This is a genomic window from Porphyrobacter sp. SLTP (assembly GCF_009905735.1).
Lineage (GTDB): Bacteria > Pseudomonadota > Alphaproteobacteria > Sphingomonadales > Sphingomonadaceae > Erythrobacter.
Map to the genome: position 1 here is coordinate 215,969 of NZ_JAAALE010000001.1, position 14,726 is coordinate 230,694.

13 protein-coding genes are annotated in these 14,726 nt (G+C 65.8%); 8 read left to right on the forward strand and 5 right to left on the reverse strand.

Features of this window, described 5'->3' with window-relative positions; translation table 11 throughout:
- The first annotated feature begins 146 nt into the window (after positions 1-146).
- The 4 genes from GVM20_RS00890 to GVM20_RS00905 all read left to right on the forward strand — a co-directional run bounded on the left by GVM20_RS00890 (position 147) and on the right by GVM20_RS00905 (position 3,772).
- Positions 147-1,343, forward strand: coding sequence for an acyl-CoA dehydrogenase family protein (locus GVM20_RS00890; protein ID WP_166545417.1), 1,197 nt, complete (start codon positions 147-149; stop codon positions 1,341-1,343).
- 24 nt (positions 1,344-1,367) lie between these two features.
- A complete protein-coding gene (locus tag GVM20_RS00895; RefSeq protein ID WP_166545418.1) occupies positions 1,368-2,498 on the forward strand; it encodes an acyl-CoA dehydrogenase family protein in 1,131 nt (376 codons plus the stop codon).
- A gap of 102 nt (positions 2,499-2,600) precedes the next feature.
- Complete coding sequence (locus tag GVM20_RS00900) at positions 2,601-3,125, forward strand: sigma-70 family RNA polymerase sigma factor (protein ID WP_166545419.1); 525 nt, start codon at positions 2,601-2,603, stop codon at positions 3,123-3,125.
- Positions 3,126-3,127: 2 nt separating this feature from the next.
- A complete protein-coding gene (locus GVM20_RS00905) occupies positions 3,128-3,772 on the forward strand; it encodes an NrsF family protein (RefSeq protein WP_166545420.1) in 645 nt (214 codons plus the stop codon).
- Positions 3,773-3,787: 15 nt separating this feature from the next.
- Here the strand turns inward: GVM20_RS00905 and GVM20_RS00910 are convergent, their stop codons facing one another.
- The 4 genes from GVM20_RS00910 to GVM20_RS00925 form a co-directional block, all read right to left on the reverse strand.
- Positions 3,788-5,587, reverse strand: coding sequence for a DEAD/DEAH box helicase (locus GVM20_RS00910; protein ID WP_166545421.1), 1,800 nt, complete (start codon positions 5,585-5,587; stop codon positions 3,788-3,790).
- A 176-nt stretch (positions 5,588-5,763) separates the two neighbouring features.
- Positions 5,764-6,024, reverse strand: a complete 261-nt coding sequence (locus GVM20_RS00915; RefSeq protein WP_166545422.1) for a hypothetical protein — start codon at positions 6,022-6,024, stop codon at positions 5,764-5,766.
- Between the two features lie 50 nt (positions 6,025-6,074).
- Entirely contained in the window at positions 6,075-7,100 is a 1,026-nt protein-coding gene (locus GVM20_RS00920) for a LacI family DNA-binding transcriptional regulator (protein ID WP_166545423.1), read from the reverse strand.
- Between the two features lie 2 nt (positions 7,101-7,102).
- A complete protein-coding gene (locus GVM20_RS00925; protein WP_166545424.1) occupies positions 7,103-8,431 on the reverse strand; it encodes an MFS transporter in 1,329 nt (442 codons plus the stop codon).
- A gap of 176 nt (positions 8,432-8,607) precedes the next feature.
- On the opposite strand from GVM20_RS00925, the gene GVM20_RS00930 reads away from it, so the two are divergent.
- The 4 genes from GVM20_RS00930 to GVM20_RS00945 all read left to right on the forward strand — a co-directional run bounded on the left by GVM20_RS00930 (position 8,608) and on the right by GVM20_RS00945 (position 14,067).
- Positions 8,608-11,079 carry a TonB-dependent receptor domain-containing protein gene (locus tag GVM20_RS00930; protein ID WP_166545425.1) on the forward strand — a complete coding sequence of 824 codons (2,472 nt, stop codon included), beginning with the start codon at positions 8,608-8,610 and terminating at the stop codon, positions 11,077-11,079.
- Positions 11,080-11,167: 88 nt separating this feature from the next.
- Positions 11,168-12,247, forward strand: a complete 1,080-nt coding sequence (locus GVM20_RS00935) for a glycoside hydrolase family 68 protein (protein WP_234031777.1) — start codon at positions 11,168-11,170, stop codon at positions 12,245-12,247.
- Entirely contained in the window at positions 12,247-13,107 is an 861-nt protein-coding gene (locus tag GVM20_RS00940) for an ROK family protein (RefSeq protein ID WP_166545426.1), read from the forward strand. The genes GVM20_RS00935 and GVM20_RS00940 overlap by 1 nt, the downstream gene beginning before the upstream one ends.
- A gap of 51 nt (positions 13,108-13,158) precedes the next feature.
- On the forward strand, positions 13,159-14,067 hold the full coding sequence (locus GVM20_RS00945) for an alpha/beta hydrolase (protein ID WP_166545427.1): 909 nt from the start codon (positions 13,159-13,161) through the stop codon (positions 14,065-14,067).
- A 47-nt stretch (positions 14,068-14,114) separates the two neighbouring features.
- Here GVM20_RS00945 and eda read toward each other — a convergent pair whose 3' ends face one another.
- The gene (eda, locus tag GVM20_RS00950; RefSeq protein WP_166545428.1) at positions 14,115-14,723 is read right to left on the reverse strand and encodes a bifunctional 4-hydroxy-2-oxoglutarate aldolase/2-dehydro-3-deoxy-phosphogluconate aldolase; all 609 of its coding nucleotides are present in this window, start codon (positions 14,721-14,723) and stop codon (positions 14,115-14,117) included.
- Between the last annotated feature and the right edge of the window lie 3 nt (positions 14,724-14,726).

The window sequence follows — 14,726 nt, forward strand, 5'->3', positions numbered from 1 at the left end:
GCGCCCCGGGTGCCTGCCCGCGGTGCATCTGCCCACCTCCTTGCCGCTACGGCGATGGGCCCTCGCGCAATTGCCTCTTTTCCGCGTCCGCAGGGCGTGACAAAGCGTATCGCAAAGCACAGACAATCTGCTGGAGAGAGCACGCCATGAACCTCGAATTCACCCCCGAAGAACAGGCCTTCCGCGACGAAGTCCGCGCTTTCATCGCCGAAAATCACCCCAAGGAGTTGGGCGATTTCGGGATGCGCGAAGACATGACCCGCGAGGAAATGGTCGCCTGGCACAAGATCCTCGGCGCCAAGGGCTGGTCCGTGCCCGCATGGCCGGTCGAATATGGCGGCACCGGCTGGACCCCGACCCAGCGCTACATCTGGTCGGAAGAAAACGCCCGCGCCAACACCTTCATGCCGCTGCCCTTCGGCGTGTCGATGGTCGGCCCGGTGATCTACACCTTCGGCAACGAAGAACAGAAGGCCAAGCACCTGCCCGGCATCCGCAGCGGCGAAGTGTGGTGGTGTCAGGGATACTCGGAACCGGGCGCGGGCTCCGACCTTGCCAGCCTCAAGACCACTGCGGTGCGCGACGGCGATCACTATGTGATCAACGGCCAGAAGACCTGGACGACGCTGGCCCAGCACGCGGATTGGGGCTTCTTCCTGTGCCGCACCGATCCGACCGCCAAGGCGCAGGAAGGCATCAGCTTCATCCTCGTCGACATGAAGACCCCCGGCGTGGAAGTGAAGCCGATCAAGCTGCTGGACGGCGGGTACGAGGTCAACGAGACCTGGCTGACCGACGTGCGTGTCCCGGTCGAAAACCTCGTCGGGGTCGAGAACAAGGGCTGGACCTATGCCAAGTTCCTGCTCGCGCATGAACGCAGCGGCATTGCTGGCGTTGCCCGGTCGAAGCGCGGCGTCGAAAAGCTGCGCGAGATCGCCGCGAACGAGACGCTCGATGGCCAGCCGCTCATCAAGGATTTCGACTTCGCCAAGAAGGTGAGCCAGCTCGAAATCGACCTCGCCGCGCTCGAAATCACCGAACTGCGCACGCTGGCCGGAGAGCAGGCGGGCAAGGGGCCGGGGCCGGAAAGCTCGATCCTTAAGATCAAGGGCACCGAAATCCAGCAGCGCCTCACGGAACTGACGCTGGAAGCGGTCGGCACCTACAGCGCGCCCTATTACGGCAGCATCGCCAACGATACCGGCTCGAATGAATATGCCGTCGGCCCGGCGCACGCGCAGCACGCGGCGGCGACCTACTTCAATATGCGCAAGACTTCGATCTATGGCGGGTCGAACGAAATTCAGCGCAACATCATCACCAAGATGATCCTCGGCCTGTAAGAGCCGAGCGACGGGAGAGAATACGTGGATTTCAATTTCACTGAAGAGCAGGACATGGTCCGCGATGGCCTGTCGCGGCTGGTGCGTGAGCAGTATGACTGGGAAACCCGGCGCAAGGCCATCGCCAGCGCCGAAGGTTGGCGCCCGGAAGTCTGGGCGCAGCTCGCCGAGCTCGGCATTCTCGGGATGCCGTTCAGCGAAGCCGATGGCGGCTTTGGCGGCGGCGCAATCGATGCGATGGTCATCATGGAAGAGTTCGGCAAAGGCCTTGTGGTCGAGCCCTTCGTCCCCACCGTGGTCTGCGCGGGCGGCTTCCTGAAGCACGGCGGCACCGCGGCGCAGAAGGAAGAACATATCGGCGGGATCGTGGCGGGCAGTTCCGTGTTCGCCTTCGCCTATGCCGAACCCAAGGGGCGGTTCGACTATGCCGATCTGGAAACCACCGCCAAGAAGGACGGCGCAGGCTATGTGCTGAACGGCCACAAGGCGGTGGTCATTGGCGCGCCTTGGGCGAGCCACCTGATCGTCACCGCCCGCACCGGCGGTGAGCGCCGGGATCGCTCGGGCGTCTCGGTGTTCGTCGTCGCCAAGGACTCGGCCGGGATCACCACCCGCGACTATGTGACGGTCGATGGCCGCCGCGCCGCGGAAGTCTATTTCGAGAACGTCGCGGTCGGTGCTGACGCGCTGATCGGCGCTGAGGGTGAAGGGCTGGCACTGATCGAGCTGGTGACCGACGAAGCCATAGCCGCGACCTGTGCGGAGGCCTGCGGAGCGATGAAGGTCGCCCACGCGATGACGGTGGAATACAGCCGCCAGCGCAAGCAGTTCGGCGTGCCGATCGGCAGCTTCCAGGTGCTCCAGCACCGCATGGTCGATATGTACACCGCCTATGAAACCGCCGTCTCGCTGACCTATCTCGCCACGCTGCGGCTCGGTTCCGACGAACGTGAGCGCAAGCGCGCGGTCTCGGCCGCCAAGGTGGGTGTCGGGCAATCGGCGCGGCTGATCGGGCAGGAAGCGGTGCAAATCCACGGCGGCAACGGCGTCACCGACGAATATGCCATCGGCCACTACTTTAAGCGCCTGACGATCTTCGACAGCGAGTTCGGCAATGTCGATCACCACATGAAGCGCCACGTCGCCCTCGGTTGAGGCGCAGGCCCACATGAACACCGCCCCGCTCTCGGCCATCCGAGGGCGGGGCTTTTTCGTGGGCGTTGTAACCGCCCGCACCGCGGCCGCGAACCGGCGGGCATGAGAGCCGACGAAGCCTCGCTCGCCCGGTTGATGGCGCTCTCGCAGCACGGCGACAAGCAGGCCTATGCCGCGCTGCTGGAGGCGTGTCAGCGCTGGCTGCGGGGCTATTACAGCCGCCGGATCGCGCCCTCGCACCTCGACGATCTGGTGCAGGAAACGCTGATCGCGCTCCACACCAAGCGCGCATCGTGGGACCCCTCGCGCCCGTTCCTGCCCTGGCTGGCGGCGATTGCGCGCTATCGCTGGGTCGATCACCTGCGCCGCCTGTACCGCGCTGACGAGCATGAACTGCGCGAGGAGCTGATCGGCACGGACGACGAACCCGCCGTCGCCGCGCGCATCAGCCTGGACAGGCTGCTCGGTCTGCTGCCACCCGCACAGGAGCGCGCGATCGCGCTGGTGAAAATCGAAGGGTTGAGCATCGCTGAAGCCTCGGCCGCGACCGGACAGAGCGAAGCGCTCGTCAAAGTGAACATTCACCGGGGGCTCAAGAAGCTCGCCCATATGATTGAGAAAGAATGACAATGCCGCGTAATTCTGAAGCCCTGATTGCCGAGCTGGTCGGCGGTCTTGAACCGGTCAAGCCGCTGCGCTTCGGGGCAGGCATGGCGCTGGCGCTGGGGTCTGCGACGGTGGCGACCCTGATCGTCATTGCGCGGTTCGGCCTGAGGCCTGATCTCGCGGCGGGCGTGGTCAACCCGATGCATCTCGTCAGCACCGGTCTCTATCTCGGCCTTGCCTTGGCGGCGACGGTGACGGTGGTGGTGATGAGCCGTCCGCAGGTTGGCAGCGATCACAGCGGCTGGCGCTGGGCGGCGGGGATGGCCGGGCTGTTACCGCTGGCAGGGGTGATTGTCGGGCTGAGCCGGGGCGGTCAAGCGGCACTGGCCCAGGGTATGGATCATGGGACTGATTGCTTTGTCATTGGCGGCGCCGCATCGCTGCTGGTGTTCGCCATGCTGGTGCTGTGGCTGCGCCGCGGCGCGCCGACCGCGCCGGACCGCGCGGGGCTGGTCGCAGGCGTGGCGGCGGGTGCGTTCGGCACTTTCGCTTTCTCGCTCCATTGCCCGGACAATGACATCGTCCATATCGGCATCTGGCACAGCACGGTGGTACTGGCGATGGCGGGGCTGGGCCGCATCATGGTGCCCCGCCTGATCCGCTGGTAGGCCAGCACCCAGAGCTTAATCGCGACCCTTGGGCTTGCCCTTGAACTTGCCCTGCGGCTTGCCGCCGGCCTTGGCGAAATGCTTCGGCTTGGCAAAGCCACCACCGGGCGCGGCACCCGGACCAACCGGCTTGGGCTTGAACGGGCGCTGCGGGGCGGGGCCATTGGGCTTGCCGCGCTTCGCATTCTCGCGGGCGGCCATGCGCGGCGGCTCGTTCGATTGCTCGATAGCGACATAGCCGCCGTTTTCCTCGCTCCCCGCCGTTGCCGCGATGGCTTCGGCAAACTTGCCGGCGATCGCACGGGGGATCTGGAAATAGGTCTCTGCCTGCGCAATCCGGATCGCGCCGATTTCGTTGCGGGTGATATGCCCGCGGCGACAGATCAGCGGCATCACCCAGCGCGGATCGGCGTTCTGGCGGCGGCCGATATCCATCCGGAACCAGACCGTATCCTCAAACCCTTCGCGGTGACGATCCTTCTGCGCGGCGCGCTGGGCATCGACGGATTGCGCCAGCAGTTCTTCCGGCTCGGGCATCGACGCGCGGTGCGCCTGCACCAGCATCGCCGCGATTTCCTGCGGGCTTTTGGTTTCGAGCAGCTTGTCGGCCAGCTCACGGTCACCATCGGTGACGTCGACGGGCTGCATCAGCTTGTCGAGCAATCGCACCCGGTCCTGCGCGATGATGTCTTCGCGGCTGGGCGCATTGATCCACTCGGCGTTGATCTTGGCATGGTGGAGCATCGACTCCACGCGCCGGCGGCGCGGGAATGGGACGATGATGACAGCGATGCCCTTCTTGCCCGCGCGCCCGGTGCGGCCCGAACGGTGCTGGAGCGTTTCGGCATCACGCGGGATTTCCACATGGACGACGAGGCTGAGCGAGGGCAGGTCGATCCCGCGCGCGGCGACATCGGTGGCCACGCACACGCGGGCGCGGCGATCGCGCAGGGCCTGGAGCGCCTGGTTGCGTTCCTGCTGCGAATGCTCGCCTGACAGCGCGACGACACCAAAGCCGCGTTCCTGCAAGGTCGCGTGGAGGTGGCGGACATTGTCGCGCGTGGCGCAGAACAGAATCGCGGTTTCCGCTTCGTGGAAGCGCAGCAGATTGATGACGGCGTTCTCGATCTCCGAAGGCGAGACGGTGACCGCCTGATAGGCAATATCGCCATGCCCGCGTTCGGTGCCGCCGGTCTGGATACGCAGCGCATCGCGCTGGTAGCGGCGGGCGAGCGCTTCGATCGGACGCGGCATGGTGGCCGAGAACATCAGCACGCGGCGTTCTTCCGGTGTCGCATCGAGAATTTCTTCGAGCTCCTCGCGGAAGCCCATATCGAGCATTTCGTCCGCTTCATCGAGCACCACGGCAGACAGCGCCGACAGGTCGAGCGCTCCGCGTTCCAGGTGATCGCGCAAGCGACCGGGGGTGCCGACCACAATGCTAGCACCGCCGGCCAGCGCGCGGCGTTCGACTTGCGGGTTCATGCCGCCCACACAGGTCGCGATGCGCGCCCCTGCCGACTTGTAGAGCCAATCAAGCTCGCGCGCGACTTGCAGCGCCAGTTCGCGCGTCGGCGCAATCACCAGCGCCAGCGGGCCGGAGGCGCGGCGCACGCGGCCATCTTCGTCCAGCACCTGATCGGCAAAGGCGAGGCCGAAAGCGACCGTCTTGCCCGAGCCGGTCTGCGCCGAGACGACCAGATCGCGGCCATGCGCTTCCGGTTCGAGCACAGCGGACTGCACCGGGGTCAGCGTTTCATAGCCGCGTGTGGCCAGGGCCTCGGCGAGGCCGGAGGCGATATGGGGAAATGGCATGGGGAGAAGGCTTTCAGACAAGGGCGCCGCCACAGGGGGCAGGCGGAGAGACAAGGGGGACAGCGGAGCGCGGATCGGGCCACCAGGCCAACCTCGCGCAGAGCGTCGATGCGCGGCCCTTACACAGTTTCGGGGTGTTTGGCTTGCAATTAAATTACGCGGGCGTTCCGCTATACCTATTCTGGTGCGGCGGCGGCCAGCATATCCATCAGATTGCGGGCGGCCTCGCGGTCTTCCTCATGCGCGAAAGCGACATCCAGATCGGGCACATCGCCTAGCACCATCAGCAGCGTCCACAAGGCAAAGCGCTGCCCGCGGTCCTGCGTCATGCCGAAATCGACCCGCATCCGTTCGACCCCGTCAGGCAGAGCGGCAGGGGATACGGCGTCGAGATCGCGGGTGCCGAAATAGCGTTGCAGGAGGTCAGCCATGTCCATGCCTGCGTCCCTATCGCATGCAGGCGCGCTTGCCTACCGGGCGTAGAGCCTCAGGCCGTGGCCCGCACGACGAGCTGCGGGGGCAGGACGAGGCTTTCGGTCTTCTCGCCCGCCAGCCGCCGTAGCAGCAGATCGACCAGTCCGCGCGCGCCTGCCGCGATGTCCTGCCGCACGGTGGTGAGCGGGGGGACGGTCTGGCGGGCGATCGGGAGGTCATCGAACCCGGCGAGCTTCATGTCACCCGGCACGGCGATCCCGCAGGCGCGCAGTTCGGTGAGGCACAGCGCGGCAAGCGTATCGGTGGCGGCGAAGATCCCGTCGATCTGGCTGGCGCGGGCGGCGAGGTGCTGGGCGATCTCCTCGCTCGCGCGGTCGGGTGACAGGTGGGTGGGCAGGGTGATGATCGGCGGCAGGCCCATGCGCGCAGCAATGTCCTGCGCCCCGGCAAAGCGGGCGGCGAATTCCATCGCGGTGGTGTCACCCAGAAAGGCGAGGCGGGTGGCTCCGGCGGCGATCAGGCGTTCGGCTGCCAACCTGCCGCCCAGGCGGTTGTCGGTGCCGACCACGCAATGCCGCTGGCCCTCGGTGTGGTTGCCCCACACCACCATCGGGCCGTATCCGTCGGCGACATCTTCGATCCGGTCGAACTGGTCGGACTGGCCGATCACGATCACGCCGTCGATCATGCCGGAACCGATGAACCGGTCGAGCCAGTCGGCATCGTCCTCCGGCACCACGCGGCGCAGCATCAGGTCATAGCCTTCGCGCGTCAGCTCGTCGGCGAGATGGCCGAGCAAGGTCATGAAGAAGCTGTCGGAGATTTGCTGGCGGCTGTCATGGCCGAGCGGGATGACCACCCCGATCACGCCGGTCTTCTGACGGCGCAATCCGCTCGCCATCTGGTTGGGACGGAAACCGTGTTCGCGGGCGAGCGCTTCGATCTTCTCGCGGGTCTTGGTGTTGACAAGGCTCTTGCCCGCCAGCGCGCGGCTCACCGTGCCGGGGGAGACGCCCGCCAGCCGCGCCAGATCGGTGATGTTGCGCACCATCACGCGGGTGGTCTTGTCCTCGTCCATCGTCAGCTTGTCGCCAGCCCCTGTGTGCGCGGCTGTCTGTGCCCCGCATCCACCAGCAGCGTAGCCAGCGCGCCCGCCAGCATCAAGACGCCGCCGAGCATCAGCACATGGCGCGGATCGCCGCCCAGCAGCGGGCGGTAGATCAGCGGCATGGTCAGCGTCTGGATCAGCATCGGGATGACGATGAACAGGTTGAAGATTCCCATGTAGATCCCGTTGCGCTGCGGCGGGATGCAATCGGCGAGCATGACATAGGTGTTGCCCATCATCCCGGCCCAACCGATCCCGATGCCGAGCATCAGCACGAACAGCGCGGCAGGGGTCGAAGCTCCCGGAATCAGCAACATCGCCGCACCCGATGCGGCGAGGCACACCGCGTGGACATGGCGCGCACCGAAGCGCTTGACCACCGGGATCAGCACCAGCGCGCCGAGGAAGGCGATGAAGTTGTATAAGGCGCCCGCCTGCTGCGCGGTCAGCGTCGCTTCGCGGAAGGCGGCGCTGGCGGGATCGCTGGTGTTGTAGATGCTGCGGCCCACGGCAAAGGTGATGTACTGCCAGTACGCGAACATCGCGTACCACTGGCACAGCATCGCCCCTGCCAACTGGCGCATCGGGCGCGGCATCTCGCGGATCGCATCGCGGATTTCAGCGAGGGTCGCGCGGGCGGTGAGGGGCTTGGCGGCAAGTTCGGCCTGTTCAGCCTCGTCGAGCGGCAGCTCGGGCACACGGAACACCGACCACACGATGGTCGAGATCGACAGGATCGCACCGATCACGAAGGCGATGCGCACGATCACCGGAATGCCGTTCGCGTCGAGCACATCACGCGCCACGACCGCGGTCAGCAGGCTTGGTGCAAGGTATGACAGGGTCTGGGCAAGCCCGGTAAAGGCACTCTGGGTGAGGAAGCCGGTCGAGCGTTGGTCGGGCGCCAGCCGGTCGGCCACATAGGCGCGATACGGCTCCATCGTGATGTTGTTGCCCGCGTCGAGAATCCACAGCAGGCTGGCCGCCATCCACAGGGTGCTGGAATAGGGCATGGCGAACAGCGAGAGCGTGCAGATCACCGCGCCGATCAGGAAGTAGGGCGTGCGGCGGCCCATCCGGGTGTTGGTCCGATCGCTCATCGCGCCGACAATCGGCTGGATCAGCAGCCCGGTCATCGGGCCAGCCAGCCACAGGAGCGGCATGGTCGCCTCGTCCGCGCCGAGGAAGCCGTAGATCGGCCCCATATTGGCCTGTTGCAGTCCGAAGCTGAACTGCAAGCCGAAGAAGCCGATGTTCATTTCGACGATTCGCAGCAACGAAAGCCGTGGCTTATCGATCATGTCCGCCTGTCCGATCCTCTAGTCCGCACGATCATGTCGCCGCGCTGTGGTTTTGGAGTGACATGATTCCACGCAATTTGCAAACGATTGCAAGATTCCTGTTGCAATCGTTTGCAGGAAAGTTAGGTCTGCGTCGTCGTCGCCAAAGAAGCGCGCACCCGAGAGGAGAGAAAGCCATGAAATTGCGTACCGCGCTTTGCGCCAGTGCAGCCGTGTCGAGCCTGCTGATGAGCCCGGCTCTGGCACAGGATGTTGCCGCCACCGATGCCGCGACCGAAACCGAGGGCGAGGAAATCATCGTCACCGCTGTGGCCCGCGGACAGAACCGGATCGAAAGCTCGGTCTCGGTCAGCACCATCGGCTCGCAGGCGATCGCCAACCTTGCCGCGCCGTCTTCGGCTGACCTGATCCGCCAGATCCCCGGCATCCGCTCGGAAGCCTCGGGCGGGGAGGGCAACGCCAATATCGCGGTGCGCGGTATTCCCGTTTCGACCGGCGGCGCGCGCTATATCCAGCTTCAGGAAGACGGCCTGCCGATCCTCGAATTCGGCGACATCATCTTCGGCAATGCCGATAACTTCCTGCGCGCTGACCGCTCGGTTGCCCGCGTTGAAGCCGTGCGCGGCGGTTCGGCCTCGACCTTCGCGTCGAACGCCCCGGGTGCGGTGATCAACTTCATCTCCAAGACCGGCGAGCAGGAAGGTGGCGCGATCCAGGGCTCTGTCGGCCTCGATTTCGAAAGCTACCGGCTCGATTTCGATTACGGCGCGCCGCTGGCGGACGATCTCTACTTCCACGTCGGCGGCTTCTACCGCACCGGGGAAGGCCCGCGCGACATCGGCTACAACGGCTATGACGGCGGCCAGATCAAGGCCAACATCACCAAGGAATTCGACGGCGGCTACATCCGCTTCCACGCCAAGTATCTCGACGACCGCACCCCCACCATCCTGCCGCAGCCTGTGCGGGTGGCGGGCAGCGGCGGCAACCCCGATTATCAGGCGATCGCGGGCTTCGATCCGCGCACCGCATCGCTTTACAGCCCATTCCTCACGCCGGCCCAGTCGCTCGACGGCAACAACAACCCGACAAGCTACGATTTCCGCGATGGCCTGTCGGTGCAAAGCCTCGCCTTCGGGATCGAGAGCGAGATTGATGTGGGTGGCGGCTGGACGCTGACCAACCGGTTCCGCTTCGCCGACAATTCGGGCAGCTTCCAGTCGCCCTTCCCGGCGGGTGCGGACACGGCGCAGAACATTGCCAATGGCATCGGCGGCGCGGGTTCCAGTATCGTTTTCGCCAGCGGGCCGAACGCCGGACAAGCCGCCAATGCTTCGACCATCGGTGGCAATGGGCTCCTCGCCAATATCGTGGTGTTCAACGTCCGTATGAACAGCCTCGACAACGTCACCAATGATTTCCGCGTCAACAAGGCGTTCGACATCGGTGGCGGCACGGCCAACTTCACCAGCGGCTTCTACCTGTCGCGCCAGACGATCAATACCGACTGGCTGTGGACCAGCCACGTGCAGACCATTCAGGGCGACGGGCAAGCCGTCTTGGTCGACATCCGCAATGCCGGCGGCAACCTCGTCACGCAGAACGGCACCGTGGGTTACAGCGCCAGCTTCTTCGGCAATTGCTGTCGCCGGAACTATGACGTCGATTACAGCACCTACGCGCCCTTCGCCTCGCTCTCGCTGGAGCTGGACCGCCTGACGATCGATGCCTCGATCCGGTACGATTACGGCGATGCCAGCGGGACGATCACCGGATCGGACAGCGGCTTCGGCACCGGCATCGGCAGCTTCGATTTCGACCGCAACGGGACGATCAGCCCCGCCGAAGCGCAGACCGCGATCCTGCCGCTCGGCAATGCGCGCCCCGTCAATTACGAGTTCGATTACTTCAGCTTCTCGCTGGGCGCGAACTACCTTGTGACCGACGATCTGGGCGTGTTCGTCCGCTACAGCCAGGGCGGCCGCCACACGGCGGATCGCAGCCTGTTCTCGCCTGCGGTCAGCGCGGTCGATGGCAGCCTGCCGGGCGGCGATCAGGGCGTGGTTGCCTCGGTCGATCAGCTGGAATTGGGGCTGAAATATCAGGCCAATGGCCTGTCGCTGTTCGCCACCGGCTTCTTCGCCAAGACGGCGGAAACCAACGTGGAGCTCGCTCCGCTGGAACTGTTCGACACCGAATACGAAGCCTACGGGATCGAACTGGAAGGTTCTTATCGCACTGGGCCGTTCACGCTGTCGGCCGGGGCCACCTGGACCGATGCGGAGATCGTCGACGCGCTGGCGGCCAATACCATCGGCAACACCCCGCGCCGTCAGGCCGACCTGGTCTATCAGGCGACCGCCCAATATGACGCCGACATGTTCACCATCGGCGCCAACGTGGTCGGCACCACCGAAAGCTTCACGCAGGACAACAACGATCTGGTGCTGCCCGCCTTTGCGCAGGTGAACGCCTTCCTGGCCTTCCGCCCGATCGAGCGGATCGAGGTGGGTCTGAACGCGCAGAACCTGTTCAACGCCACCGGCTTTACCGAGGCGGAAGAAGGTTCGATCCCCGCCAATGGCATCGTGCGGGCGCGCTCGATTGCCGGACGCACGGTACTCGCTTCGGTGCGGTTCGACTTCTAGGAGCCTCACCGGAAGCACACGGGCTGGCCGCCATTCTCCCCGGCGGCCAGCCTGTTTCTTGTTGCACGAATTGGGATAGATTGCCGCCATGACGAGCGCCTGGACAGCCGATCACGTGGGCCGGATTAAGCCGGGGCAGGGCGGCGTCATTCCGCCGGTGGTGGTGCCTGATCGTTCGGGTCTGGATGCCGGGCGGCTCTACTGGGACATGTGGCCGGTGCAGGACGCGCACGGCGCGCGCACGCTGGTTGCTGGGCGGGAGCTGTGGATGGCGCTCACTGCGCCCGATCGCGGCGATCCGGCGCTCCGCCATTTCGAGGCGAAGATCCATTGGATCGAGCGGCGTGGCGGGGCCTGGCATGATCGTGGCCCAGTCTTGCCCGATCGTGCCGTCCCCTATGAACGCGAATGGGCAGGCTCCGCGCTGCTCGATCAGGGCGTGGTCACGCTGTTCTTCACCGCCGCCGGAACCGCGGAGAAGGCCGGGGGCTACCAGCAGGAATTGTGGTCGGCCAGCGCGCCGCTGGGTGCGGATGGCTGGCCCGGCGAATGGTCGTTTCCTACCCCGCTGGTGACGGGATATGGCCCGCATTACATGCCTGCCGATGCGCATGAGGGTGAGGCCGGAAAGATCAAGGCGTTCCGCGATCCGGCCTATTTCTGCGATCCGGCTGACGGCGGTGAATACCTCGCCTTCACCGCTTCGCTTGCCGGGTCTGGCAGTGCGTTCAACGGGGCGTTCGGCTTGGCGCTGAAGGGCGCCAACGGATGGATCCTGATGCCGCCTTGCCTCCATGCGGAGGGCGTCAACAACGAGTTGGAACGCGCTCATCTGGTGTATCACGCGAAACATTACTACGCCTTCTGGTCGACGCAGACCGCGACCTTCGCGCCCGATCTGCGCCATGCGCCGGGGGGATTGTACGGAATGGTGGCAGACAGCATGACAGGCCCGTGGCGGCCGTTGAACGGAACGGGACTGGTGCTCGCCAATCCCGTTGACCGGCCGTTGCAGACTTATAGCTGGTTCGTCGACGCCTCGTTGACGGTTTGTAGCTTTGTCGATGTGCTGCCCGATGGCAGTTTTGGCGGCGTCCCCGCGCCCTTGCTCCGGCTGGCGCTTGATGGCGACCGGGCGACTGTCCACGCGGCAGAGCAGGTCGCCTGATGCTGGGCGCGATTGAGGCGGGCGGCACCAAATTCGTGCTGGCGGTTGGCCCCTCGCCTGACCGGATCACCGCGCGCCACACCATCCCGACCCGCGATCCTGCGACCACGCTGGCCGAGGCGGCAGGATGGCTCGCGGGGCAGGGCGGGATCACCGCGCTCGGCATCGGCAGCTTCGGCCCGGTTGAACTGGATCGCACCTCGCCGCGCTGGGGCTTCATCACCACCACTCCCAAGCCGGGGTGGGCCGACTGCGACATCGCCGGCTATTTCGCCAGAGCGCTGGGCGTGCCGGTGGGGTTCGATACCGATGTCAACGCGGCCGCTTTGGCCGAACATGCCGCCTCCGGGTCGACGGGCGGAAGCCTCGCCTACCTCACCGTCGGCACCGGGATCGGCGGCGGGTTGGTGCTGGATGGCCAGCCGGTCCACGGCATCGCTCACCCGGAAGTCGGCCATATCTACCCGCGCCGTCACCCGGACGATCGCGACTTTCCCGGCGCCTGCCCGAGCCACGGCGATTGCCTCGAAGGGCTCGCCAGCGGCCCGGCGATCATGGCGCGTTGGGGGAGCTCCCTTTCGCTTCTCCCTACCGATCACCCCGGCCACGCAATCATCGCCGACTATATCGCACAGGCCTGCCACACGCTGTTCGCCAGTGTAGCGGTCGCGGAGGTCGTAATCGGCGGCGGCGTGGCGAACACGCCAGGGCTGGTCGAGCGGGTGGCCGAACGCGCCCGTGCGCTTGATGCAGGCTACCTGCCCGGCACCGCCCGTCACCGCGTGATCCGCCCGCGGCTCGGCAGCGATGCCGGAATTACCGGCGCAATGATGCTGGCCGAGGCGGCTGGCAGGGCTTGAGAATTGCAGCTCCCCCCGCGATAATGGCGGCACACAGAGGGAGGGGGCGCCATGCTTCGCTTGATAGCCGCCGTACTGGCGCTGCTGGGCCTCACTGCGCCGGTCCTGGCGCAGGAGCAGGGTCGTCTCATCGAATATGAGCGGATCGCCGCCCAAGGCCTGCCCGACCAGCGCCTGACGATCTGGCTGCCGCCCGGCTATAATTCGTCCGACCGCCGCTATCCGGTGCTCTACATGCATGACGGGCACAATCTGTTCGACGTCACCAAATCGAACTTCAACAAGATCTGGGCCGCCGACACAGCCATGCTGGCCGCCACCGCGAGCGGAACGGTCGAACCGCACATCATCATCGGCATCTGGGCGCCGGGGCCGGACCGCTACCGCCAGTATCTTCCCCGTAGCGCCTATGACGCCGCCCCGCCTGTGGTGCGGGCGCAGATGGATGCGGCGGCTGGGGGCGAGATCGTCTCGGATCGTTACCTCGCGTGGATCGCCGGGCCGCTCAAATCATGGGTGGACGCAAGCTTCCGCACCCGTCCGGGCCGCGACGATACCGCGATCATGGGATCAAGCATGGGTGGGCTGATGAGCTGCTATGCTTTCCTCGAAGCGCCCGAGGTGTTCGGCAAGGCGGGCTGCGTTTCCTCGCACTGGCCCGCAGTCGATCCGCGCAGCGTCGAGGGGGAGAGCGATGCTGTCAAAGCGCTGTGGGATGCATGGTTTGCCGCAAGGCTTGGTCCCCCCGACGGGCGGCGGGTGTGGCTGGACCACGGCACCGCGACGCTCGACCAGTATTACGCGCCCTATCAGCAGGTCGTCGTCGCGCGCTTTGCCGCCGCAGGCTGGCAGAAGGGCCGCGACTGGGAGAGCAAGGTCTACCCCGGCGCCGAGCATGAAGAGAACGCCTGGGCTGCGCGCCTGCCCGAGGTGTTCGGGTGGTTGCTGGCGGAGGATTGAGAGTCTCCAATTCCCTCCCTGTTCCGAAGGAATGGGGAGGGACTGGATCAACGTAACCCGAAAGCCTCGCGCGCCAGCGCTTCGATCGCCGCCTTGTCCGGCGCGCCCTTGGGCGAGACCCAGCTGCCGCCGACGCACAGCACCGGATCGAAGGCGAGCCATTCGGGCGCGTTGTCCAGGCTGATCCCGCCGGTCGGGCAAAAACGGCACTGGCCGAAGGGCGCAGCGAGGGCTTTCAGCGCGGGCAATCCGCCGGCCGCCATCGCCGGGAAGAACTTGAAGCGATCAAGCCCCAATTCCAATCCGCGCATGATGTCGCCCGCATTGGCGATGCCGGGCAGGAACGGCACACCTGCCGCCACTGCCGCTTTGCCGAGCTTGTCCGTCAGGCCGGGGGAGACGATGAATTCAGCGCCTGCCGCGAGCGCCTTGTTGAGATCGGGAACCCCGGTCACTGTCCCCGCACCGACAATCGCGCCCGGCACCTGCTTCATCGCCCGGATCGCAGCAAGGGCAGCGGGCGTGCGCAGGGTGACTTCCAGCACGCGAAGCCCGCCGGCCACCAGCGCTTCGGCCAGCGGTACGGCATGGTCGACATCGTCGATCACGATCACCGGGATCACCGGGGCGGTGCGCATGATGGCGTCGATATTCATGGG

What these genes read in the sequence shown, in the direction of transcription:
- GVM20_RS00890 (WP_166545417.1), top strand. Translation starts at nt 147, where the DNA reads ATGAACCTCGAATTCACCCCCGAAGAACAGGCCTTCCGCGACGAAGTC.
- eda (WP_166545428.1), bottom strand. Translation starts at nt 14,723, where the DNA reads ATGAATATCGACGCCATCATGCGCACCGCCCCGGTGATCCCGGTGATC.
- GVM20_RS00905 (WP_166545420.1), top strand. Translation starts at nt 3,128, where the DNA reads ATGCCGCGTAATTCTGAAGCCCTGATTGCCGAGCTGGTCGGCGGTCTT.
- GVM20_RS00935 (WP_234031777.1), top strand. Translation starts at nt 11,168, where the DNA reads ATGACGAGCGCCTGGACAGCCGATCACGTGGGCCGGATTAAGCCGGGG.
- GVM20_RS00915 (WP_166545422.1), bottom strand. Translation starts at nt 6,024, where the DNA reads ATGGACATGGCTGACCTCCTGCAACGCTATTTCGGCACCCGCGATCTC.
- GVM20_RS00930 (WP_166545425.1), top strand. Translation starts at nt 8,608, where the DNA reads ATGAAATTGCGTACCGCGCTTTGCGCCAGTGCAGCCGTGTCGAGCCTG.
- GVM20_RS00925 (WP_166545424.1), bottom strand. Translation starts at nt 8,431, where the DNA reads ATGATCGATAAGCCACGGCTTTCGTTGCTGCGAATCGTCGAAATGAAC.
- GVM20_RS00900 (WP_166545419.1), top strand. Translation starts at nt 2,601, where the DNA reads ATGAGAGCCGACGAAGCCTCGCTCGCCCGGTTGATGGCGCTCTCGCAG.
- GVM20_RS00910 (WP_166545421.1), bottom strand. Translation starts at nt 5,587, where the DNA reads ATGCCATTTCCCCATATCGCCTCCGGCCTCGCCGAGGCCCTGGCCACA.
- GVM20_RS00940 (WP_166545426.1), top strand. Translation starts at nt 12,247, where the DNA reads ATGCTGGGCGCGATTGAGGCGGGCGGCACCAAATTCGTGCTGGCGGTT.
- GVM20_RS00920 (WP_166545423.1), bottom strand. Translation starts at nt 7,100, where the DNA reads ATGGACGAGGACAAGACCACCCGCGTGATGGTGCGCAACATCACCGAT.
- GVM20_RS00945 (WP_166545427.1), top strand. Translation starts at nt 13,159, where the DNA reads ATGCTTCGCTTGATAGCCGCCGTACTGGCGCTGCTGGGCCTCACTGCG.